The organism is Undibacterium sp. Ji83W, from assembly GCF_049340385.1.
Lineage (GTDB): Bacteria > Pseudomonadota > Gammaproteobacteria > Burkholderiales > Burkholderiaceae_D > Undibacterium.
Genome location: NZ_JBMPOZ010000002.1, coordinates 303,259 through 328,229, shown reverse-complemented (window position 1 = coordinate 328,229; position 24,971 = coordinate 303,259). Strand labels below are relative to the sequence as shown.

General features: G+C 50.1%; 16 protein-coding genes. 11 read left to right on the top strand and 5 right to left on the bottom strand.

The genetic code is table 11. The features are described 5' to 3' along the window. Positions 1-61 precede the first annotated feature (61 nt). From ACO0LD_RS05645 to ACO0LD_RS05630, 4 genes are read left to right on the top strand one after another with little or no spacing between them, the layout of a single operon-like run. The gene (locus ACO0LD_RS05645) at positions 62-1,291 is read left to right on the top strand and encodes an AGE family epimerase/isomerase (RefSeq protein WP_423004599.1); all 1,230 of its coding nucleotides are present in this window, start codon (positions 62-64) and stop codon (positions 1,289-1,291) included. After that, positions 1,281-2,195: a carbohydrate kinase family protein gene (locus tag ACO0LD_RS05640; protein WP_423004597.1), complete on the top strand. Its 915-nt coding sequence runs from the start codon at positions 1,281-1,283 to the stop codon at positions 2,193-2,195. The genes ACO0LD_RS05645 and ACO0LD_RS05640 overlap by 11 nt, the downstream gene beginning before the upstream one ends. Positions 2,196-2,243: 48 nt before the next feature. Further along, on the top strand, positions 2,244-3,620 hold the full coding sequence (locus ACO0LD_RS05635; protein ID WP_423004595.1) for a glycoside hydrolase family 47 protein: 1,377 nt from the start codon (positions 2,244-2,246) through the stop codon (positions 3,618-3,620). A gap of 59 nt (positions 3,621-3,679) precedes the next feature. Beyond that, positions 3,680-6,130 carry a GH92 family glycosyl hydrolase gene (locus ACO0LD_RS05630; protein WP_423004593.1) on the top strand — a complete coding sequence of 817 codons (2,451 nt, stop codon included), beginning with the start codon at positions 3,680-3,682 and terminating at the stop codon, positions 6,128-6,130. A 313-nt stretch (positions 6,131-6,443) separates the two neighbouring features. On the opposite strand, the gene ACO0LD_RS05625 is transcribed toward ACO0LD_RS05630, so the two are convergent. Further along, entirely contained in the window at positions 6,444-9,116 is a 2,673-nt protein-coding gene (locus tag ACO0LD_RS05625) for a beta-mannosidase (protein WP_423004591.1), read from the bottom strand. Between the two features lie 73 nt (positions 9,117-9,189). Then, a complete protein-coding gene (locus ACO0LD_RS05620; RefSeq protein WP_423004589.1) occupies positions 9,190-11,094 on the bottom strand; it encodes a beta-N-acetylhexosaminidase in 1,905 nt (634 codons plus the stop codon). A 903-nt stretch (positions 11,095-11,997) separates the two neighbouring features. On the opposite strand from ACO0LD_RS05620, the gene ACO0LD_RS05615 reads away from it, so the two are divergent. From ACO0LD_RS05615 to ACO0LD_RS05585, 7 genes are all read left to right on the top strand, one after another. Continuing rightward, positions 11,998-15,120: a TonB-dependent receptor gene (locus ACO0LD_RS05615; RefSeq protein ID WP_423004587.1), complete on the top strand. Its 3,123-nt coding sequence runs from the start codon at positions 11,998-12,000 to the stop codon at positions 15,118-15,120. Positions 15,121-15,234: 114 nt separating this feature from the next. After that, complete coding sequence (locus ACO0LD_RS05610) at positions 15,235-16,755, top strand: tryptophan halogenase family protein (RefSeq protein WP_423004585.1); 1,521 nt, start codon at positions 15,235-15,237, stop codon at positions 16,753-16,755. Positions 16,756-17,033: 278 nt separating this feature from the next. Further along, positions 17,034-17,573, top strand: a complete 540-nt coding sequence (locus tag ACO0LD_RS05605; RefSeq protein ID WP_423004583.1) for a hypothetical protein — start codon at positions 17,034-17,036, stop codon at positions 17,571-17,573. Between the two features lie 119 nt (positions 17,574-17,692). Continuing rightward, complete coding sequence (locus ACO0LD_RS05600; RefSeq protein ID WP_423004581.1) at positions 17,693-17,896, top strand: hypothetical protein; 204 nt, start codon at positions 17,693-17,695, stop codon at positions 17,894-17,896. A 519-nt stretch (positions 17,897-18,415) separates the two neighbouring features. Next, on the top strand, positions 18,416-18,811 hold the full coding sequence (locus tag ACO0LD_RS05595) for a hypothetical protein (RefSeq protein ID WP_423004579.1): 396 nt from the start codon (positions 18,416-18,418) through the stop codon (positions 18,809-18,811). Between the two features lie 494 nt (positions 18,812-19,305). Next, complete coding sequence (locus ACO0LD_RS05590; protein WP_423004577.1) at positions 19,306-19,677, top strand: hypothetical protein; 372 nt, start codon at positions 19,306-19,308, stop codon at positions 19,675-19,677. A 260-nt stretch (positions 19,678-19,937) separates the two neighbouring features. Further along, a complete protein-coding gene (locus tag ACO0LD_RS05585; protein WP_423004576.1) occupies positions 19,938-20,696 on the top strand; it encodes a DUF4304 domain-containing protein in 759 nt (252 codons plus the stop codon). Positions 20,697-21,041: 345 nt separating this feature from the next. On the opposite strand, the gene ACO0LD_RS05580 is transcribed toward ACO0LD_RS05585, so the two are convergent. From ACO0LD_RS05580 to ACO0LD_RS05570, 3 genes are all read right to left on the bottom strand, one after another. Continuing rightward, entirely contained in the window at positions 21,042-21,593 is a 552-nt protein-coding gene (locus ACO0LD_RS05580) for an exonuclease (protein WP_423004574.1), read from the bottom strand. A 443-nt stretch (positions 21,594-22,036) separates the two neighbouring features. After that, on the bottom strand, positions 22,037-22,408 hold the full coding sequence (locus tag ACO0LD_RS05575; protein WP_423004572.1) for a transposase: 372 nt from the start codon (positions 22,406-22,408) through the stop codon (positions 22,037-22,039). 381 nt (positions 22,409-22,789) lie between these two features. Then, positions 22,790-24,955, bottom strand: a complete 2,166-nt coding sequence (locus tag ACO0LD_RS05570; RefSeq protein WP_423004570.1) for a YncE family protein — start codon at positions 24,953-24,955, stop codon at positions 22,790-22,792. Positions 24,956-24,971: the final 16 nt, after the last annotated feature.

The following is a 24,971-nucleotide window of genomic DNA, read 5'->3' as shown; positions in this document are numbered from 1 at the left end:
CTTAGCTGTAACGTCTGCCTGTAAAAATTTTTGGCCCTTATTGACCACCACCCATATCTGTATGCATCCCTTTCCCGATTTCAAATCAATTTCTGTCCTGACTGACCATATCAGTGACACGCTGAATTTCTACTATCCGCGTAGTGTTGATGCCAGTGGCGGCTTCTATCACTACTTCAAAGACGATGGCAGCATTTATGATAGTCAGAGTCGTCATCTGGTCAGCAGCACCCGTTTTGTCTTTGTGTACGCCATGGCCTATCGTCATTTTGAAAATCCATCCTATCTCGAGCAAGTAAAACATGGTGTGGATTTCTTGCGACAAGTGCACCGTGACCCGGCTACTGGCGGTTACGCCTGGCAATTGCGCTGGAAAAACGCAGGCAAGACCATCACTGATGGCGACAATCACTGCTATGGCCTGGCTTTCGTCATGCTGGCTTATGCCCATGCCCTGATGGCTGGCGTTGCCGAAGCACGCGGCTATCTCGATGAAACCATGGAGTTGATGGAACGTCGTTTCTGGGAGCCGCAACATGGGCTGTATGCCGACCAGGCCAGTGCTGACTGGCAACACTTGGACAGCTATCGCGGCCAGAATGCCAATATGCATGCCTGCGAAGCCTTGCTGGCGGCCTATGAGGCAACGGGTGATCTGCACTTTTTGCACAGGGCAGAAACCGTGGCACACAACATCACCCAGCGCCAGGCCGCGCTGGCAAACGGCATGATATGGGAGCACTACGATGCCAACTGGAATATAGACTGGAACTACAACCTTGACGACAAGGCCAATCTGTTCCGCCCCTGGGGATTCCAGCCTGGTCATTTCACCGAATGGTCCAAGCTGTTGCTGCAACTGGAAAGCCATGCCCAGCATCTGCAAACCGACAAGGAATGGCTATTGCCCACCGCCGAAGCCTTGTTCCAGAAAGCCCTGCAATTTGCCTGGGATGAACAATATGGCGGCATCTGCTATGGCTTTGCCCCCGATGGCAGCATATGTGACGGTGATAAATATTTCTGGGTGCAAGCAGAATCCATGGCAGCCGCCGCTTTACTGGCGAAACGCACAGGTAAACAAAGTTACTGGGACAGTTACGAACATCTGTGGCAATACAGCTGGCAGCACATGATAGATCATGAGTTTGGCGCCTGGTTCAGAATTTTGTCACGCGAAAATCACAAGCTCAGTGATGAAAAAAGCCCGGCTGGCAAAGTGGATTATCACACCATGGGGGCCTGCTATGAAATTCTGCGTGTCTTGAAGGAGGAACAACATGGAAGCTGAATTCCCCATCATGCTTAGCGCTGGTGAGGCCCTGACCGACATGATCGCTTGCGGCCCTGGCCAATGGCGCAGCGTGGTTGGTGGCTCGACCTGGAATGTCGCACGCAGCATGGCCAAGCTGGGCATGGCAACTGGCTTTGCAGGTGCAATCAGTCAGGATTTGTTTGGACAGGAGCTGGTGCACGCCAGTGCGGATGCGGGCCTGGATTTGCGCTTGCTACAGCAATACGATCACCCACCTTTATTGGCAATCGTCGGCGAAAGCACACCACCCAGTTATTTCTTTATTGGCAGTGATAGTGCCGACCTGCATTTTGACCCCGAGCAACTGCCGGCGGGCTGGAGTTCACGCCTGCAATGGGCGCACTTTGGCGGCATCAGCCTGGCCCGCCAGCCCTTGGCAGGCAAACTCCTGGGTCTGGCGCGCCGGCTGAAGGCGCAAGGCGTGCGGATCAGTTATGACCCCAACTTCCGTAACAATATGAATGCCGACTATGACCCCATCCTGCATGAAATGGGGCAATTGGCAGACCTGATCAAGGTTTCCGATGATGATCTGCGTGGGCTGTTCCGTTGTCAGGACGCTGATCTGGCATTCACGCAATTGCGCGCCATTAACCCTGCGGCCACAGTCTTGTACACCAGAGGTGAACAAGGCGCTTCACTGCATTCAGCAGAGTTGGCGTGGCAGGCCAATGCCGTGAAGGTGTCGGTTGTCGACACCATAGGCGCAGGTGACGCCAGCATTGCAGGCTTGCTCTACAGCTTGACCATGCATCCAGAAAGAGAACAGGCAAGCCACCTGCGATTTGCTCTCGCCGCTGGTGCTGCGGCTTGCCTGGCTGCGGGAGCACAAGCGCCCAGCTTGCAACAGATAGAGGCCTTGTTCAGTAGCATTGAATAGTGGCCCTGACAAAAAATAATATCAATATCAGTGATTAAGGAGAACAATATGCATATCAAATTATTGCCCGGCATACTGCTGGTGGTCACCTTGGGCATGGCTAACCTGAGCCACGCTGCCAAGCAAGAAGCCGTCACGGAAAAAGAAGCTGCCCATCTGGCCCAGCAAGTAAAAAACCAAACCCAGCATGCATGGCAATCCTACAAGCGCTACGCCTGGGGCCAGGATGCTTTGAAACCCCTGAGTAAATCCGGACATAACTGGTACGCCCAGTCATTGCTGATGACCCCGGTTGATGCGCTTGATACTCTGTTGTTGATGGGTTTGAAGAAAGAGGCTGATGAAGCACGTGAGCTGATTGCCAGCAAGCTCTCTTTCGACCAGGACATGGATGTCCAGAATTTTGAAATCACCATACGCTTGCTGGGTGGTTTGCTGTCCGCCTACCAGATGACCGAAGACCCAAGATTGCTGGCCTTGGCAACCGATCTGGGCCAGCGTTTGCTGCCCGTGTTTGAATCTCCCACCGGCATGCCATATACCCATGTCAACCTGCGCACTGGCAAGGTACGTGGCAAGGTCAGTAATCCGGCTGAAACTGGCACCTTGTTGCTGGAGTTTGGCATGCTGAGCAAGTTGACTGGCAACCCGGTTTTTTATGACAAAGCCAAACGGGCGCTGGTAGCAACCTATGAGCTGCGCTCCAAGCTGGGCCTGGTTGGATCAGCCATCGATGTCGAAGCTGGCGTCTGGGTTAACAAAGATGCCCACATAGGCGGCGGCATCGATTCTTACTATGAATATCTGTACAAATGCTGGAAGCTGTTTGGCGACCAGGATTGCAAAACCATGTGGGACAACAGCATCCCCGGCATCAACCAGTATTTGGCTGACGAGGTACGCGGCGATCTCTGGTACGGCCATGCTGATATGGATAAAGGCACACGTACCACCACGCAATATGGTGCCCTCGATGCCTTCATGCCAGCCTTGCTGGCGCTGGGTGGTGATGTGGACCGCGCAAAACGTCTGCAGGATTCCAATCTGAAAATGTGGCGTCTGCACGGGATTGAACCAGAAGCCCTGAATTATCAAACCATGCAAGTCACATCGCCAGAATATGCCTTGCGCCCTGAGATTATCGAGTCTGCCTATTACCTGTATCACTACACAGGTGACAACAAATACCGCGCAATGGGCAAGGAATTTTTCCTCGACTTTGTCAAACGTTGCCGTAGCGAGGCTGGATTTACTGCGCTCAAGGATGTCCGCAATGGCAGCCGGGAAGACTCGATGGAAAGCTTTGTGTTTGCCGAAACCTTCAAATATTTCTATTTGCTGTTCGCACCAAAGAAGACCGTCAATTTTGATGCGGTCACTTTCAATACGGAAGCTCATCCATTAAAGCTGAATCAAAAGAAATAAAAAAAGAAAAATAAGCTGCCCCCTCATTGGCGGCAGCATGAAAAAACATAGGAGACAAATTGAATACACTATCTACCTTCAGGCGTTTGTCTGTCGCTAGCATAATGGCGATACTGGTCAGCACCACTGCTAGCAGTTTTACCAGCATTGCGTATGCAGATACTGCAAAAGACAAGAACTTTCCAGTCAATACCTTCATTGGCACCCAGGATGACGGCAATACTTTTCCTGGTGCGGTCGCCCCCTTTGGCATGATACAGCTCAGCCCCATCGGCGAACACTATTCAGGCTGGCGTTATACCGATCAGAAAATTCGTGGCTTTGGTCATTCGTTTTTGTCTGGTGCTGGTTGTTGGGAGCAGGGCGGGCAACTCTCGGTCCTGCCCGTGACAGGCAGCATCAAGCCCGGCGGCAATTTTGATACGAGTAAGGCAGGCAGTTTTGACCATAAGGTCTATGGTTCTAACTACACGCACGATGGTGAAGTGGGCCATGCTGGCTACTTCAAAGTCAGGCTTACAGATTATGGCGGCATTACCGCCGAGACTACGGCACTCACCAGGGCCGGGGCCGAGCGTTATACTTTTCATGAAACTACTGACACGGGGCATATTCTGGTCAACCTCGGTCAGGCAAATGAGCGTCACTCTGTGGTAGGCAGCCATCTGCAAGTGGTAGACAACTATACACTGGAGGGCAAGATAGTCACACGCAGCTTCTGTGGCGGTGCGCAATACACGACCTGGTTCAGGATGGAGTTTGATGAGGCTTTCCGTGCCCATGGCATCTGGGATGAAAGCGGCGGCACCGAAGCCAGCATGCAATTGAGCCAGCAAGGCGACAGCAAGCCGCATGGGGCCTGGTTCAGTTTCGACCTGAAATCGAACAAAGCGGTCACGGCCATCAGCGCCATTTCACATGTCGATGCAGAAGGCGCAAGACGAAATTTGCGGGCAGAAGGCAAGGCCAATGGCAAGCTGCGCAGCTTTGACAATATGCGCAAGCAGGCCCGGGACGAGTGGAACAAAGAATTGTCAAGCATACGCATAGAGGCTGCCAACCAGGATGATCGCACCGTCTTCTATACGGCGCTTTATCATGCACTGTTACAGCCACTGACAGGCAACGACACCGATGGGCGCTACCGTGGCTATGACGATGTCATCCACAAAGTCGATAACGGCAATTACTACGAATTCTTTTCGCTATGGGACACTTACCGCGCCCAGAACCAGCTCATCGCATTGCTGCGTCCAGCCAGGGCGCGGGATATTGCCGACTCTGTCTTGAAGATACAAGAACAGGCTGGCTGGTTGCCGCGCTGGGGTTATGCGAATTTTGAATCGAATGTCATGACGGGTGACCCGGTCACCCCTTTCCTGGTTGATCTGTGGCGCTACGGTGCGCTGGCTGGCAAGGAAAAAGCCGCCTATGCAGCATTGCGCCAGAATGCCTTTGAGGTACCCAGCTTCAAACTGCGCTCAGAAGGGCGGGCAGGTAATCCGCAATACTTGCGTGATGGTTTTGTCCAATACGACAAGGGCTTCAGGGCAAAAGGCATGGACGTAGACCCGCATCACGGTGCCTCGGCAACTCTGGAATATGCAGCAGCCGATGGTGCCCTGTCCTACATGGCAGAGGCGCTCGGTGAAAAGGCAGACGCTGCCGTATTGCGCCAACGTGGGCAGAACTGGCGCAAGCTATGGGACAAGGACGCCGTCGATAAAGAACTGGGCTTCGAAGGCTTTCCTCGGCCACGATTGGAAAATGGTAGTTGGTACGCAGAACTGCAGGGACATTACAATCCGCGTGCCGAGCATGGGTTTCATGAAGGCACGGCATGGCAGTATCAATGGCTGGTGCCACAGGATGCACAAGCCCTGTTTGCCGAAATGGGTGGACGCGAGGCAGCAGCCAGGCGACTGGATGCGTTTTTTGCCTTTGACGAAATCGAGAAAAACGATTACCAAGCAGTACGCAAGGACTGGGTCGTGGGGCCATACAGTTACTACAACCAGTATCGCTACAACCCCAATAATGAACCAGATTTGCATGTGCCATGGATGTATACCCTGGCAGGCCAGCCCTGGAAAACCACCACTGTATTGCGTGCTGCAGAAACCCTGTTCAGCAATGCCCCGAATGGTGTGACCGGCAATGATGATCTGGGCACCATGTCCGCCTGGTATATTTTCAGCAGCCTGGGTATCTACCCCTGGATGCCGGGTAGTGGTCAGTTCTTGCTGCATGCGCCCAAGTTTTCCAAGGTCGATCTTGATCTGGGAAATGGCAAGACGCTCAGCATAGACAGCAAAGCGGCGGCACGTACACCTATCCGCTATATCCGCCAGGCGCAGTGGCAGGGCAAGCCTTTGTCGCAGGTATGGCTATCCTGGGAGCAGATACAAGGCGGTGGCAAACTCAGCCTGGATTTAAGTAGTGATGATAAGGCCAAATCTTGGGGCAGTAGTTTGCAGGCATTGCCCCCAGGTGCGCTGGATAAAAAGTAAGAGTTAGCGACCAGGATGTCGACGTAAGCTGTAGGAGCGGCTGCAGCCACGAATGAAGTGTTGAAGGAAGCCGCTATTACGGGGAAATGCCGCCTTATTCATAAAAAACAGGGTCAACAAAGTGTGTATTGAGTGACTAGTTTGACCAGCGCCAACCAAATTTCAACCATACAATGCAAGGTTACAAGCAGGACAGCCCCCGGTCCTGCTTTCTTTTTTCTCACGACACAAGCTTGGCAAGCTCAACTCTTTAACTCCCTTGCCAAGAAATCCAACTTGGCGCATCTGTACAAAGAGATACTTGCCAATTCCTCTAAGGTGACGCAATTTGAAGCTGGGCCAGATGACGAATATGCAGACTGGCACGCAGGTTAGTCAGGCTTTGCACACTGTCCAGGCGCAGGGATATGCTTTCGCCAGGCAGCAAGGTCAGGGCATTGTCCGATAGACGGGCTTGATGCTCGCCAAAATCCAGCCAGACTGCGCGCGCCAGCTTGTCCGCGCGCAAGTCCAAACGATAATGGTCAGCCTCGATGGCAATAGTCGCTTCCAGCCCAGGATCGGGCAATTGCATAAGTTTGGATGGCTGTAGATAGGCAATGCTGCGCGCTATACTTTTACCTTCCCTGATCAACTCGACCACGACATAGGTTGTTTTCGCATCTGTTCCGGCTGGCAAATTTGCATCCTCGATCTGCGCCAGTTCCACTGCGCTGTTGGCGGGCAGTTTGAATGCTTGGGTTTCATCACGCAGGACCTTGCCATGCACGTCCATGATGCGTAGCCGCCATGCCAGGTTTTGCTCTTGCTGCAAATCGGATATCGCACTCAGGCGAGTGACTCCCTTGTCATGCAAAGCGGCCACGGTCAGCGGTGCGAAAAACCGTCTTGCATGGAAATGCAAAGCCTTCCAGTGACCAAAATAATCGACGCTGGACCATGAAGCACCAGGCCATACATCATTCAATTGCCAGTACAGCGAACCCATGGTGCGCGGCATGCTGCTGCGATGATGTAGCGATGCCATCTCTATACCTTCTGCCTGCATTAGCTGACTGAGGTAAATAAAGTCAGCAAAGGTTTTTGGCTCATGGTAATTAGCGCGGATGTAGAGCAGCAAGCGTTGATTGCCTTCACCGGCCAGAAACTTTTGGTGGGGGCGGATAAGCGGCCCATCTATCTTTTGTTCACTACGTGGCGCAAAGGCATCGACCGTACTCTGTACCGGCCAGGCTTGCAAACCAAATTCCGACATGAACCTGGGTGTCTCGGACAAATACGATTCGACTGCTTGCGAACCCGCCCATACATCCCAGTAATGTTTGTCACCATTGTTGCTATCGTTCGCCTTGTCCGCAAGATCATTGCTGGGTGAGCTGGACCAATAGGGCACACCTGCACCATAAAGAGCAACCTGTTCACGCAAGTCCTTGCCAAACAGGGCGACATAGCCTGCCCAGACATGCTCGGCAAAAACCGGATTTTCTTCAGTGAGTTTTTTCCCTATTCCCCAATCCTTCCAGGCCGTTTCTTCTTCATTATTGCCACACCAGAGCACGATGCTGGGGTGGAAGCGCAAGCGCAATAACTGGTCCCTGGCCTCGGCAATGACATTCTCACGGAATTTTTTATCATAGGCAGGTACCACGCCACCGCCAAACATGAAATCTTGCCAGAGCATCAAGCCAAGTTCATCTGCCATGTCGTAAAAGGCATCACTTTCGTAGTAGCCGCCACCCCATAGTCGCAGCATGTTCATGTTGGCATCCTTGGCCGACTGCAAAATAGCGCGCATTTGCTCAGGTTTGACGCGATTGGGGAACATATCAAAAGGAATCAAATTGGCACCCTTGGCAAATACCGGTACACCATTGATGACAAAGCCAAAGGACTGTCCCCATTTGTCCTTGTCACGGCGAAGTTCAACCTGGCGCAGGCCTGTGCGCTTTTTTACTTCGGCTATGAGTTGCTTGCCCTTTTTCAGACTGAGCTCAAAACTGTACAAGGCTTGCTCACCCATACCATGCGGATACCAGCGGCGTGGATTCTTGAGCAGTAGTGGCAGCGAGAGCTGGTTACGGCCTTTCTTGACGCTGGCATGCAAGTTTCTGGACATGATCTGCTTGCCATCCGGGTCACTGACGTGCAGTTCCAGATCTACCTGGCCATCTTTATCGGCTTGCACTTCAAACCTGGCTTGCAAGTCTGCACTTTGTGCATTTAGCCTGTCTTGCTGAATATGGAAATCCTGAAGAAGGATATCGTCATAGCTGACAATCTTTACAGCACGCCAGATACCGGCAGTTACATAGCGTGGGCCCCAGTCCCAGCCATAATGATAGCCAGGCTTGCGGGCGAAATTGCCGGTCATGGCGTCACGTGGCTCATCACCAAACGGCGATGGATAGTTGCCCGCCAATTTGATGGGCATGGCTTGCACTTGTGGCAGCAGCCTTTGTATTGGCGAATGCAGGATGATTTTCAATTCATTCTGATGTTTTTTCAGTAGCGTTTTTGCAGGAATGATCCAGCGCCGGAAAGCATTATCCGTTGCTGCCATTTTCTTGCCATTCAAATAGATATCAGCAAAAGTATCTATGCCCTCAAACACCAGGTCCTGGTGTTTTGATTTCAGGTTTTTTTCATCCAGATCAAATTCCAGTTTGTATTCCCACGCTGCATTGCCTATCCATTGCAAGGCAGCTTCGGCATCGCCAACATAAGGGTCGACAATCAACTGATGAGCCAGCAAATCCGTGTGGACATGACCAGGTACTTGTGCTGTATGCCATTGCGTGGCTTCGGCATATTTGGCAGTGGCAGGGTCGTCGGGTAGCAAGCGAAAAGTCCAGGTGCCGGGTAAATCCTGAACAAGGATGGTGGCTGCGCCGGCAGACGTGAGCATGAGCAGGTTGGACGAGGCAGCAAGCAAGGCCAGGCAAGTGTTGTGCAAAATTCGCCTGAAGGAATACCGGGGCATGTTCATATTGAATCCGATGAAGAAAGGAGTAGGGAGAGGCAGGTTGGCCCGGTCACTACTAATGCAGGACAAATTCGGCTTATTTCTGCCCAGCGCTAGTGCTGCGGATGACACTGCGCTGTACGGCGCTATGTCTGCCATCGGGACTAAGCGTCAACACTTGCACGACACTATCCTGGCCTGGCTTGACAGCAAGCACCAGCGGGCGAAGATACCGGGCCGAGCTGGTGTCAGGAACAGTGCCATCAACGGTGTAATACATCTTGCTGCCCGCCACTGGCGAGTGCAGGGTCAGAGCATAAGTTTTATCTGTCGTATTGACTTGTGCTGGCAGGCCGCTAGGGCGGGGAATGCGATATGCCAGCCTGGCTTGTTGCAATCTGGGATAGTGAGCCTCCAGCCTTTTTTCAAAGCTGGTGTACTCTTTCCCTTGCTGTGCAGTCCACGCCACTTCTGCCATCGCCAGCAGACGGGGATAGACCATGTATTCAATCATCTCTGGCTTGCTCAGGTATTCAGTCCAGATATTTGCTTGCACTCCCTTGATATGGCGCTGCTCTTCGCCATTGAGCACGGCAGGTACGGGATTGTAGGCATACACTTTTTCTATCGACAGTTCACCTCCCAGTTCCCATGACTCTTGTTCTTTCGGCCCCTGGCCAGCATCGAAATAACAATGACTGGTGGGGCTCATGATCACATCATGGCCTTGCCTGGCTGCTGCAATGCCGCCGTCCTCACCACGCCAGGACATGACAGTGGCGTCCGGTGCCAGGCCACCTTCCAGAATTTCATCCCAGCCTATTAGACGCTTGCCTTTGCTGTTGATGAATTTTTCTATGCGGCGAATGAACCAGCTTTGCAATTCTTCTTCATTCTTCAAGCCTTCCCTGCGCATGACTTCCTGTGCGAGAGCGCTTTTCTTCCAGCGCACTTTGGGTACTTCATCACCACCGATATGCAAGTATTGGCCCGGGAACAAAGCCATGATCTCGGTTAACACGTTTTCCAGGAAACCGAAGGTGGCTTCGCTTGGACAAAAAATATCTTCAAATATGCCCCAGTTGGTTGCCACCTCAAACGGCCCTGGTGTACAGGCCAGCTCAGGGTAAGCTGCCAAAGCTGCCTGGGCATGACCGGGCAATTCTATTTCTGGCACCACAGTGATATGGCGGGCAGTAGCATAGGCAACGATTTCCTTGATCTGTTCCTGGGTATAAAAGCCGCCATATGGTTTGCCATCACCTATGTAAGGTTCTACATGTCGCTTTAGCGTACTTTCCTTGCGCCAGGCCCCCACCTCTGTCAGTTTGGGATAGGCTTTTATTTCTATGCGCCATCCCTGGTCTTCTGTCAAATGCCAGTGGAAGGTATTCATTTTGTAGAAAGCCATCTGATCGAGGAATTTCTTGATAAACTCTACCGACACCATATGTCGCCCTACATCCAGATGCATGCCACGCCAGGAGAAGCGTGGGGTATCCGCAATGCTGACGGTGCGCAAATGGGCGACAGGGCTAGTCTTGGCTGGCATCATCTGCAGCAAGGTTTGCATCCCATAGAATTGGCCGGCTGCTGCACCTTTCAATTCTATGGAATGTGGGTTGATATCCAGTGCATAAGCCTCATCCAGATTTTGCTTATGATCTACCTTGTTCAGCGCATCTGGTTCGGTCGTTAAGAGCAGATAGTTGCTATCGGCTTTGCCAGGCAGCCTTTGCAGCACGGCCAATCTGAAACCCAGCGTCTGCTCCAGTTTGTCATTCAAGAGGCCCGCATTCGACAATGCTGCCGCATCATTGACGAACAGCCGGGTTTTCCCAGAAAGGCTAAAACTGCCTTGTCCCAATTGTTGATGTGCCGGTTTGGGAATAAGTGCCAACTCGACCGTTTTTTCAGCAGGCTTTTCTACTTGCCCCGCAAATGAGTTTGTGCAGAAGATACCGCTGCAAAGTGTCAAAACTGCCAAAACCTGGTAGGACATTGTGGGACTCCAATCAAACTGAAATGAAAGCCAGGGCAGGGGTGCTGGTTGGCTGAAAGACTAGGCATCTCGATATCAAAACCACATCAAGGAATGATACTCAAATAAATGTGAGGGGACCGGGTGTACTAGCGCACATCAACATGAAGTGAGCGAGATAGTGCTGCTGCATCTTCATAATCTCTGTGCCATGGTTTAATAAACGCAAAGGCTCTGTTTTTTTGCTGTTTTCGTGTTTGCATCAAGTTTTTCTCTTGATGATATTTATATCGCGTCGAATTATTTACTTCAAATGAATCAAGAAAATGCGTGCTTGTTTATAAAGTTCACTAAACAAAAGAGCTGCTCTTTCGATAGAGGACTCACTCGCAGGCATCTTTGGCGGTGCAATGCAAACTTGTTTGGAGTACGAATTTCATGTTCCTGTCGTGCCCAAATCCGCCTGTCTTAAGCAGGACGTTCAAGTAAAACACTTGTGACACTGTTGCTTGCCCATTTTTTTTCTCAATTTTACGCATTGCGTGCATCTGCTTGATGCCTGCCGATGCGCTGGAGGTTGATCGACAGGAATCGGTCTTTCTGCAGTTGGTAAATGTAGCAGAATCGCCACACCTATCTCCCGACCAGCGTTTACTAATCAAACTAAACTTCATCCTAATTTTGAAATTTTGTTTGAGTGCTGAGTTTTCTTTTGTATAAACATCTCTGGGTGTAATGCGATGCCCAACGACACGCAGATAGTTTTGTGTCGTTTAGTAAATCGTCGGGACTCTCACCAGTTTGCGCTGTACGCACACTGGGGAAGCGAGCAGATGCGGAAGGTAACCGCCTGCTCCACGAATGAAGAGAACCCTGCCAGCGCCATATAAAAAGCCCGTGATCGGGCACAACCAGGAGACATACATGAGCTTCAGAACACATCTCGCTTCACAGCAGCGCCGTTACCGAGCAACACCCATTGCAATGGCAGTGGGGGCCGCTCTGCTGGCCCTTTCCACTGCTCATGCGCAAACTGCACCAACTGAAAAAACGGCAGAGAAGTCGGCCGAGACTCTGGCTGACGCGAAACAGCCGGCTTCGGTAGTCGTGACCGGCTATCGTTATGCTATCGAGAAAAGTCTTGATCAAAAGCGTTCTGCCAACGCCATTGTTGAAGTAGTCACCGCTGAAGATGTAGGCAAGTTCCCTGATAAAAACGTGGCTGACGCATTGCAGCGCGTGCCTGGCGTGATCGTTAACCGCAGCGGTGGCGAGGGTAAAAATGTCAGCGTTCGCGGCTTGTCTTCTGAATTGACACTGACCCAATTGAATGGCAACTACATCGCCACGGCAGAATCCAATGGTGACCCTACGCGCTCATTCAACTACATGCTGATGCCGTCGAACATGCTCTCAAGTGCCGAGTTGTACAAGACACCGGAAGCCCGCCTCGACGAAGGCGGCATAGGTGGCACGGTGATCCTGCGCACGCGCCGTCCGCTGGAGGTCAAGTCCAATAGTGGCTTTGTCTCAGCCGAAGGGACCTGGGCCGATACCAGCAAGAAAGTCGATGGACAGTTCTCCGGCCAGTATGCCTGGCATGATGAAGATAATCGTCTGGGCGTACTGGTTGGTTATACCCAGCAAAAGCGCACCACGCGCACCATGGGTGCCAGTACAGAAAACTGGCAATGGTATGCAGACAACTACAAAACCCACCCCGCAGTCGATGTCAATGGTGCGCCGTCGGGCCTGAACTCTAAATGGTGGGGGCAGTCTGGTTTCTACGACCAGAGTGGCAAGTACTATACCAATTCCATGATGCCTACCTCGGTCAATCTTGATGTCAAGAGTGAGGACCGTGAACGCAAAGGCGGGCAATTGACGCTGCAATTCAAACCAGTGCGCAACCTGAATCTGACCGCCAACTACTTCCGTTTTGATCTGTCGCAAAACTCACAGACCAATACCTTAAAGATTCCAGAATGGAACCTCGCTCGCTATGACGGTGATGGCAACTGGCCCGGAGGCCGCATGCTTGATGGCCTGACTTTTGACCGTAGTGGCACCATCGTCACTGGCGCGCAATACAGCGCTCGTCCCGGCAAGACCTATTATTGCAGCGGCGATGCAGCGGCTGCAGGTGGCATCAAAAACACCGGCGGCTTCGGTCCGGACGACTGCACCATACCAACGCCGCAGATCACGGGCAGCTACAACCGCGAACGCTCCTTGTCGCAGACTGCCGACTTCGAAGCCGAATGGCGCGGCACATCAATCGACGCTACCTTCAAGGGCGGTCGTACCTGGGCCAGCGGTGGCCCTGAGATGCAATTCACCATGCCGATCAAACCGCGTATGCAAAACGCTGACAACAGCTGGACACTGGGTAATTACGCCAGTTCCTGGAGTACCGTCGGTACGCCAACGATGATATTCTCGCCGCAACTCATGTCGAACCTGCAAAAAGGCATAGGCGAAATCGACTTGGGTTCAACCTCGTCGTCATGGACAAAAAACAGTACCGAGCAAAAGTATGCCCAGGCCGACTTTACCTGGCATACCGACGGCAACTGGCTGGATTCCCTGCAGTTCGGTGTCAAGTACCGTGACGGTGGCACCCACCGCAGCACTGGCAACAATTACTGGGCCTGCAAGGGTACCGATGGCAGTAACTACGACAACCGCTACCAGGCAGGCTGCGACTCCAGCGCCTCCAGGTTCCAGCCCGGTTTCCTGTACCCGACTTCGCTGGATAATATTGCAGGCGGCTTCAACGCGAGTGCATTCCCGGCAATCAATTTCCCTGCCTATATCGCTTACCTGAATCAGACTTACGGTCAGATGCGGACGCGTAACGAAGACAACTTCGTCTATAACGTCAGCGAGAAGATTACAGCAGCTTATCTGCAGGCTAACATCAAGACTGAGCGCCTGCGTGGGAATGTCGGTCTGCGACTGGTGCAAACCAAGCAGCATGCCGATTCGACGGACCAGGTAGATTACTACAACGATTATTTCTTCAATGGTGCCAACGGCACGCCTGCACCATGCCTTGCGGGCGGCTTGCCTGCCGCTGGTGCGCCGGCTGGTTCTGGTTGCGTGAGCGGCTACACCACGCTACCAGAAAGCACGGGACGCAAATCCTCGTTCGTGGTCAGCTCGCTTGATCGCAACTACACCGACGTACTGCCAAGCTTTAATCTGGCCTATGATCTGAGTGACAAGCTGGTGTTGCGCGCAGCCGCTTCCAAGGTAGTGGCACGGCCAGGCTATGGTGACATCGCTTCTCCCGGCAGCTTGAATTACTACAGTCAGGAATATGTCAATGACCGCCGCCTGATCGGCGGTGCTGACCAGCAGGGCTGGTTCGGGCAAGGCAGTAATAAAGCGTTGGAACCGTACAAGGCTACCCAGTTCGACCTGGGTCTGGAATGGTATTTCCATCGCGGCTCAGTGCTGGGTGCGGGCGTGTTCCGCAAGAACGTCAGTAACTTCGCCGTGCCGGTCGTGCTGAGCATGCCCATGGTTGTCGGTGGCAACACGGTGACTGTACAAAACTACTCAACCAGCGCTGGTGGTCGTGATGCTGTCTCCCAAGGTATTGAATTGTATGCGCAGCATACACTCAGTTCTGGCCTTGGTTTTCAGTTCAACTACACCTACAACAATACCAACCAGGCTGCGATCACGCTCGCCGACGGCAAGGAAATTGGCAAGTCACCACTGGTTGGCAGCGCCAGGAACCAGACCAACCTTACCGTGTTCTATAGCACCGATCAATACCTGGTACGTGCTTCGTACAACCGCCGCGGCGAAGTAGTGGGCGGCCTGGTCAATGGCTTGAATGTCTATCAGGATCCATACACCCAGCTGGACCTGAACGCTGCATATAACTTTAACGCGCAGCTTAGCCTGACCGCCTCGGTGTTGAACCTGACCCAGTCAGAGTCGAGTTCTCACCTCGGCAACGATACCAAGGACCGTTTCTACTCAAACAGCTATGCCGGCCGTGTTATCTACGTAGGCTTGAATTATAAGTTCTAGTTTACAAGCTCTCATCTATAAGTTTCAACCCGCAAACTCCCCGCGCTGCAAGGCCAGGGAGTCTTTAAGGCAGTGGTCGACCAAGTGGCCACTGCCGTTTTTTTTGGAGACGCGATGACTACGAACAACCGTATCAGCAATATCACTATCGTCGGTGGCGGCAGCGCGGGCTGGATGGCTGCTGCAGCTCTTGCTACCTATCTGGGGAAGGGGGCCACGATACGCCTGATTGAGTCCGAAGAGATAGGCATCGTCGGTGTAGGTGAGGCCAGCGTTCCGCACATCAGACTATTCAACGGACAATTGCTGGGCATAGACGAAGCCGAGTTCGTCAAGCGTACACAGGGCACCATCAAGCTCGGCATTCAATTCAATGACTGGGGCCGCATCGGCGACAGCTATATCCACGGCTTTGGCGCAATCGGTCGTTCACTGGGACCGCTGCCATTTCATCAGTTCTGGCTCAAGCTGTTTCTGTCTGGCCGCGCTGCGCCGATCGGCGACTACTCCCCACAGACAGTGATGGCACCACGTGGCAAGTTCGCCGCCGGAGACCATAATGCGCCACCCAATTCGCCGCTGGCCGACATAGCCTATGCTTATCATTTCGACGCTACTCTGTATGCACGCTATTTGCGTGAACTGGCAGAAAACCGTGGCGTACAGCGCATCGAAGGTAAAATCGTCGGCGTGAAGCAGCGCGACAACGATGGCTTTATCGAGTCGGTGACGATGGAAAACGGTGCAGTCGTCGGCGGCGAATTGTTTATCGATTGCTCAGGTTTCCGCGCGCTGCTGATAGAGCAAACACTAAAGACCGGCTACGCTGACTGGACACATTGGTTACCGTGCGACCGTGCACTGGCAGTGCCCAGCGAAAGTGTCGATCCGATTACCCCTTACACGCGTGCCACAGCACGTGCTGCAGGCTGGCAGTGGCGCATACCATTGCAGCACCGGGTTGGTAATGGCTATGTGTATTCAAGTGAGCATATCAGCGATGACGAAGCTGCCGCAACCCTGCTGGCCAACCTGGATGGCAAGGCGCTAGCCGATCCGCGCCAGCTGCGTTTCACTACGGGCATGCGCAAGAAGTTCTGGAACAAAAATGTGGTGGCATTGGGATTGGCCAGTGGCTTCCTCGAACCACTGGAGTCAACCAGTATTTACCTGGCACAGTCCGGCATCACTCGCTTACTGAGCTTGTTCCCCAAGTGTGATTTCAATCCGCTGCTGGCCGAACGCTACAACCGTGAATCCGTGATCGAATACGAACGTATCCGCGATTTCTTGATACTGCACTACCACGCGACAGAACGCGAAGACACCCCATTCTGGAAGCACTGCCGCACCATGGCGATACCAGACAGCTTGCGCGAGGCTATAGAACTATTCCGCTACGATGGACGCTATTTCCGCAACGGCGAAGATTTCTTCGCGCTACCAAGCTGGGTCCAGGTCATGCTCGGCCAGCGTATCACGCCGCAAGGCTACCACCCAATCGTCGATGACATGCCCGAGGACAAGCTGGTCGAATACGTCAAGGGAATGCGCATGACGCTCTTGCATGCTGCTGCCGCGATGCCGACGCATCAGCAATGGATAGACCGATACTGGAAGGTGCCGACGCAATGAGCAGGCAAAGGGTTGTTGCGGCAATGATTAGGGTGCCGGTAATGCGTTATAGGTGAACTTGTTTGTCGCTCCGCTTAGACTAACGACTTCAGAGCGCAGATAGGGCAGGGCAGTGTTGCCCGAGACACCGGATATGAATTAAGGTCGGCGGTACTTTTGGCTCGCCGGATACTAAGAGTTAGATTTTTCATGTACTGCAACTGAAAAAAATTGCAAATAATTTGCAACCAGGTCTAATATTCAATTAGGGCATTTTTAAAATTCGTAGAGAGAAAATAATGGATCGCTCCAAATCGGTAATTGAGTTGACGATCGTTCCCATAAATTTGCTTAATGAGATTAAATCATTGGAGCAAATATCTGGAATCTATCCTCCTAAAGGTATGCGCCGTCCTCTTGCCTACGTTTTTTTTGCTTATGTTGAAGGATTCGTTTTTCAATTTAGGCAAGTGATGCTGGTGCCTATCAAGATTTTCGCCTTGGCAGTTATTCTGTGGGGTGCGATTCCACAGTTTGTTCATGCTGCGGATGCTCAACTTGATTGTTCTGTAGGCCCATTAAAGAAAACTTTTGGTGGCACATCCTGGCTGCTATATAGCTGCACTGATCATAAGTCGCTTGTCGTAATGACAGATTCCGGAAGCCCTGCAATGCCGTTTATATTCTACTTCTACAAACAAGGAGGCTCTTATCAACTACGAGGCGAAGGTACAGGGAGCAAAGCATTAACCGATGCTGCCTATAAAGAGTTGAGCGAGTTGAATGATCGGCAGATACAAACATTGATCCAACAAACACTGTCGAAGCGAGTTAAGTAAAAAAATACCGAACATAACTCTCAGAAACCAACTTATCGGTTTCATTCGGCTACGGGCAACATTCTTGGGCGCTGGATCGCATCCAAACAGTTACCCCGCCTTTAAAGTTTGAATTCCACATGGCAAATGTCGGCCAGGTCATACAGCTTTTTTATTCTGTGGGGCTGAAACAGCCCTATGTCATCAATCCGGATGTGTTGACAGATGCCCACTCTGTTTCCCTCCGCTATGAGGCGCAAATGGGCGACATACTCCAGTTCATGATCAATTTTCTTGATAGCCTCGGCCTCGCTATGATGGAATTTATACGCCTATTTTTTTAACGGGATTTAATACTGAATATTCCGTTGGCACTATCCAAAATAAATCATTATCTGATTTTTTAAATGGCACTTTGATAGCGCCTTAGTATAATCCACACCTTATTAGTAAAAGTTTCCTAAATGGTAGTGTGCTCAGATCTATATTTTGCTGACCAAAGTGCTGACTATGGGCAGGCTCAGGGCGGATCACTCTATTTTATCGATTTAGGCTGCGCTATTCTGCAGTTTGAGTCTGCCTCTCGGGAGTTCTTATTTTTTGCGCACGAACACAATACAAGTGAACCTTTGATGGAAATGACACTATCAAGCATCAAATTCTACTACGAAGATATCACTTGGGGCGACTGAGATGGGCATGCTCAAGAGTTGTAACCATCTAATTTTTCATTCCACTGTAAATCCAAAAAGCGTCGCTCGTGCCTCATATGCTATTTGGCTGCCAGTGAATTCAGACGTTAAAATGTATATTTAGTTTGCCATTTGGTGATGTGTAGATTGACTTCCATTTAAAGAAACTTTATGACCGACTCTAAAGATATCGATGCTCCTCCAAAATCTAATTTATCGTTATCTGCAAGCAGTGCCGCTGACAAGCTTCCGCTTCTTCATGGAGATTGGAGCAAGGGGATGATGATAGTAATGACAGCTCCGCCATTAATTACATTTAATGGAATAGGATTTCGCCTCTATGGAAAATCTTTCGTTGATATGGAAAAGACCTCATATATTGCGACCTATTATTTCACTTTTTTCTATCTTCCCGTCATGCCACTTAATCGATATTTAATCTCCCTGGATTCTAAAAGGGTATATCAAGTCACAGCTTCGTTACCATTACGGACAATTCATAAAATTCATATGATAGTTGCTGCATTGATTGCAGGAGTCGGTTTTGCGATCCTCTTGAAAAAATAACAGCGAAAAGATTATCCAATATGAGAAGATCAATCCTTAACATGACGCTCGGCTCGGACACTGCGCGTATTGGCATCTAAATAGCATGTTTTTTTTGTAGTCACTTGTTCTTCGGTTTCTGTGCGTTGTGCGCAGTCCCGATCAGCTCGATGTTATAAGTTGCCACTATGCCCCCCAACGAAAACCCCTTTCGAATTGGCAATTATGTTCAGAAAAACCCTGAAACATGGGTTGCAAACGACTTTGACTCCTGGGGGCGGGGGATAGGCATTGGCGAAATTGTTGATCCACCATTTTCACTCACCGATGGGGAACTAGATATTCGCTGGCCTGCTGGCAGGTGCTTCGAAACAACCGATCAATTATTGCCAGCAAGTCCTCCAAATGACCATTCCGTATAACATGGCGGTCGATCAGGACGCCGTGATATTGTTCGTTTTTCGTGCTTGCTGCAACTAGCGGCGCACATCACTTTTGCGTTAGGAGTTAAGTTCATGGAATGTTTCACTCATGCAGGTTCGCAGGCTATTGGAGTTTGCAAGACGTGTGGAAAAGCCGTATGTCGTAGCTGTGCTAAAGACGCAGGGGTGTTCATCACTTGCTCAGATACATGTGAAAAAGAGGCAGCCGATGTTCATGAAATGAACCAACGTGGTAAAAAAATGTACGGTATAGGATCGCCTAAAAAATTGGCGACCGGCGTTATTATGTGGTTTCTATTTTCTGCATTATTTGGTGGTTTTGGTATTTTTCAAACCATTAAAACGGGCCAGCCGGATTGGTTTTTATTACTTTTTGGCGCAGCATCTTTATTTTTCGCAATACTGTCTTTTAGACGAAGCAAAGAATCTGGATTGCAATGTTAAAAACTCCTAACCCATCCAACCAGATGGCGCAAGAATCCCTAAGATGCCGCGACATATTTGGGAGGTCAGAAGTACGAACCCTGCTAACACGAGAAACTGACGTTCATTACGGGAAGCATTTCCTCACGCGGAAATTTTCTCTGATGAGTACTGGCGGCCACGCAGGGGCAAAATATCCAGCCTGATCTACACCGCAAAAAGCGGCCACTCCAACCCATCAATATGCTATAAAACGTCATTATCTTTGCATTTCAGCTCCTATGGCCCGCGTCCTATCTCCACCGCAAGACGATGATAAAATCGGCAAGAAGATCGACTACGTCGCAAAGTTATTGGGGCTATCATTGGCGCCTCAAGGCTACGCTAGGAAAGGGCGAGACTTGGTTGCCGCCATTGGTGACGATCCCGACATGAGTTGGCTCATCATAAACTTGCAAGGAAACAAGTGGAACGAAGGGGCCTATGGCGCATTCTTTGTTAACCTGTCAGTGCAGTTCCCTTGCGTCTGTCGCGAAGTATCAAAAATTCAAAGCTATGAATGGATCGCCGACTGCGCCGAAAAACCGCACGAGGCTAGTGGTCAGTATCGAGAGCGCCTCGAAGGGGTTTTACCGAGAAAACTATTCCGCGGATTCTTTTCTGAAAACGAAATAGTAGCGACCGACTTGGCAAAGCATCGCGAAATCAATATTAAGAGCGGTACTTCGCTGGACATGGTTGCACTACAGTTGTCCGAAGCTATCGTCTCGTACGCATTTCCATGGTTTGAACTCAGGAGCAGCCTGAAGGTTTTACGCGATGGCACCCACTCAGCATTCATCGGCCCATCCTTTGTCGATCGAATTGCGGCAGCGATATTGGCTAACGACCGGGAGGCCGGCAACCGCGTTATCGCCGAACTTGGAGCGAAGTTGCCTGTAGCTAAGGCGAGTGCGATTCGAAAATGGATAATAGACAGTGGTTTCGACCCGTCTGGTATTCCAGTTTCACCTACTGAGCCTCTGCCTTCTGGTACATAACTGAGTAATACGCCCGACATGCCTGGGACAAAATATCCAGCCTGATCAACACTAAGCTCTTCAGTTGCTGAATTGGGGATTCGTTGGATATACCCCTAAAGCTAATGTCTCTCCAGAAGGGTTTTTATATATTGGACAACAGGTGTGGCTTTGTATGGAATGGGTAGGAACACCGTGGTTGAACACAGTACTTGATAGTGCCGCACAGTTTGAAGCAGAAGCTATCCGTGAATCATTGTTTGTCTGGCTTGATAGTATTGAAGCTGGGGATACTCGTGTATAAACAAAGCCCCATCATTGGGGTTTTGTTCTTTTCTGAGGCTGCACTGAATAAATCCTAGCGCCTTATTTACTATTTTCTTTCAGCATATTGCAAAACAATGCCCCTTGCTCAATTGCATCGTCAAGCGCGATATGGGTATGAGGAAATTCATCAAACCAGGCTTTAGGCATATATTTTTTTGCGCTTTTCTTAAAATCTGACTTCATGAGTGCCATAGCAAAGGACTTCATGTCCAAAGCAGAAAGGCTGAATGGGCTCTCCCCAGCATACCGAATCAAATACCAATAGACGAACATGAAATCGAAGCCCGCAGGGAAGGCGACGAAAATCGGTTTACCAGGCAATGATTTGATCCAGGTCACATACCGGATCATTGCAACTTCTGGCGTTTCCAGGTTTGACCGGCACGCCGCCCAGGCTTCTGGTTGAGTAAGCCACCATGCTGCAGTGGTAGGATCTGCGGAGGCATAAGGTAATGTTTCCAAATTGGCGGTGAAAGTGCCAATCAAGTTCTTATCTGCAGTATAGGCGGCTGAGCCAAAAGTAAGCATGGAGTATGGGCCGGGAATTGGGCCATCTGATTCGACATCAGTACTAATATAAATTTCTTGCAATTGAATCCCTTACAATATTTTTTGTGGCAAATTTAAGTGGGGAAAAAACTAGTTTCCAAATTTCTGAATGCAGGTGGCCAATAATGGCAACGCAACTCATAATTGTAGTGAAAAAATTAAACAAAAATACTTTAGTGAATGTGCTGGTCTTAATTATTTTTGAGGGGTAGTTGAATTTATTAGTGATCTGGGCAGATCAAATGCTCGTCGATGGCATTGCGTCGTCGAATACGCAAGTCTAGCCCACGTTTTTTTACCTCTGCGATAAATTCACCATCAGGCAAGACATTATATGCGTACCTCATATGATGTAGTTAGTCAGTTGAACACATCTAAGTAATCGATGAAATGCTTCATCATTGTATCAATGTTACGTTTAGCACCGGACGATGTTCCGAGCAATGCACAATCGTCTGCCAGTCATATCGCATCAATGCGAATCATCATCGTAACCAATTCTGCAACCAATTGGCACATTCAGCAGCGGCAGCGTGCGGCCAGCGCACAGTCACGTTGGCAGCCCCTGGTCTAATCTCAATCACGATGTCTGGTGTAGTGGAGACCATCGTCGGCGCGGGCAACTGAATTGGAATGAATTCGGGAACTGGGGTCACCGGTGCGGTTTGCGTTGACTTTATCGCCAATTGATCATGAGCTCTGATCCAAATCCGGACCAGATTGGCGTTCAACTGGTAACGCAAAGCTGTGACAGCAATTGAAACACTTGGTTGTTTGCAGGCCTGAATTACTTGAGCCTTGAATTCGGTACTCTGCCGCCGACGCCGTCTTGGCGTATTGATTCCGTCATCTATCATGTACAAGTGTCCACTTAATAAGTGGACACGATCATCTATGCAACCATGGTTTTCTCAGAGTTGAGAACAATCAATATCGGTTCTCACCTGCCTTCGATTTGCTCTCACATATTGGAGCATCCTACATGCCACGGTCTATTGGTATTGGGGCGTTTGGTGCAGCAAGTACAATGATGAATGCTTTGTCCCAATGCCGCCGCTATTTTCTTGAGGAGGATCAAACAGCCAAAGAGATGGCAAGCAGTGTCAGCTCGGCTGTACTGTTGGCTTGCAGCAGATTTGGCGTGGGGGCTAGAACATATTCAATCAGGGCGGCACTCATGGATATCTTTCCTTAAATTTACGCAAAAACTCAGACCGAACTTCGGAATTAGAAAATTATTAGTCAACCTGCATTCGCAATACCGAGACGGTGCTGTCATCATAGTTTGCCACAAAGACAAAACATCCATTTGGTGAAATGGCAATTGATTGGGGGTTGAGGCCCACTGGTATTGTTTGGGTTATTGTGCGAGTCTTAATATCAATCACTGAGACGGTCTTATCACTTTCATTTACAACAAATGCATCAAAATTATTTGGCGAGATGACAATCGCACAAGGATTCTGGCCCACATCTATCGTATGATCCACTTGCAAACTCCGAATATTAATCATAGAAACATTATTTCGCTTCCAGTCTGCAACAAGCGCATAAGAAGAATCTGGCGAGATGGCACTTGATGAAAGTACAGCCCCCATGTTTTTTGTGGAGATCACATTCCATTTTTCGCAATCAACCACTGTGGCAGTCCCATTATGATTTGCAACCAATCCAAAAGAATTACCTAGTGAGATGCCAAGAGAAAACAATCCGTTAGTATAGGATTGTAAAGATATCCTGTGGGTGAATTCAGGCTTTTGGGCATCGAACACCTGTAGGTTATCGTGCCAATTATCGACACCAAAAATTGTCTGGCATGCTGCAATACCATAGGAACCTGTGGGAGAGATCGCAATGCCTTTACCAAATTTTGCGCTGCTTGCTAACTCCAAAGACCTGCTTTCATCTGTCTTTATATTAATCACCATCATGTTATCGAAACCATTATTTATCAGAAAGATATAATCTTGTGTGAGCGCCATAGAAAGGTATTCAGAATACGCTCCCCCTTCGATTGTTACAGTCTTCTTCTTTTTAAGAGTCTTGATTTCAATCACCGATAAAGTATTTTTCTCATCATCACGGTCTGACACAAAAACATAAGCGCCATCCAATGAACAAGCTAATGCTCCAGGATTCTCGCCGACTTGAATATCAGCTAATTTTTTCCAAAAAAACTTGATGTCGATTGTTTTTTCAATCCTTAGCCCATATTTGCCAACTGCCGTGATCGTGTAGGATGTTGCTGTAAAAGGCGGTAGTATGGGTATCGGCTTGGTCGGGTTGGCATCCAAGTGAGCATTAGGCGATGTCCACGACCCTTCAACATATTCGGTTTTCTCTGTGTCTGTTTGCCAGTTTAACTGCAACACAGGCTTCCCTGTATCATCATCCTTAAGTTCAACTGTAAAACTTTTGATTTCAGGCCAGTCAAGCTGAATGCCTTTGGGTTGACTTCTTACTCCACCTGAGAGAGCTGTAATAGTATAGGCTGCTGCAAACGGCGGGTGGATGGGGGTTTTTACTTCCGGGTTGGCAGCCAATAGTTCTGATGTCCATGACCCCTCAACGTAATTGGCGTTTGTTGCTTCCCAATCCAACAGCAAGATGGGTTCACCTGAGCTATAGTCCATTTCAGCGGTGAAGCTGGTGATTTCAGGCGCGGCGGAGGCCACGGCTACAATTTGTTGCTGTTGAGTATGGTATGTACTTTTTGTATTCGGGTCAGTATACGCTACAGACAAGGTAAATGCAGTCGTATGTGCAAGCGAGAGATCAGGTTGGCCCGGCCCCGGATAGGAACCCTGATTTCCAAGCGGTGGCTGTCCATCGACAGGAATGCTGACGATTTTTTCATGCTCATCAATATACTGAATACTGTAGGTTGCACCAGCAGGGCCATTCCAGCTTAGGGTAACATTCCCACCTGCATTAATGTTGGCTGGGATTGCTGAAAAGCTCACGGTTCCCCAACCAGGCGGAAATTTTGAAATTCCTAAGATTGTTGTTGGGTTCGATTCGTTGCTGCCCTCGGTTACAGTAATTTCGGCACTTCCAGGCTTGTTATTGACCGGGATGTTGGCAAGGACAAAGGTGAGTTCGTCTTTGGGTTGAAGCGTAAACGGTTTTTGCGCAACCGGCACAAAGACAAAGGACACAAATCCTGTTTCAAGCTTCGGCTCATTATGCTTCCATTGAGTGTTTGGGGCCGCTTGTGTTATTTGCTCTGAACCAGTTGCAAGCTCGGAAGCGGCTGGCCCAATCGGGATTTTGATGGAAATCCCCTTAAGCGTGACCGCAGTCGGTCTGTTGTTGGTGGCGAGGAATGTCAGCACAGCGATACTGCTGGCTTGCAGTGGATTTGGCGTGGAGGCTAAAACATAGTCAAGCAGGGTTTCGCTCATAGATACATCTCCCAAA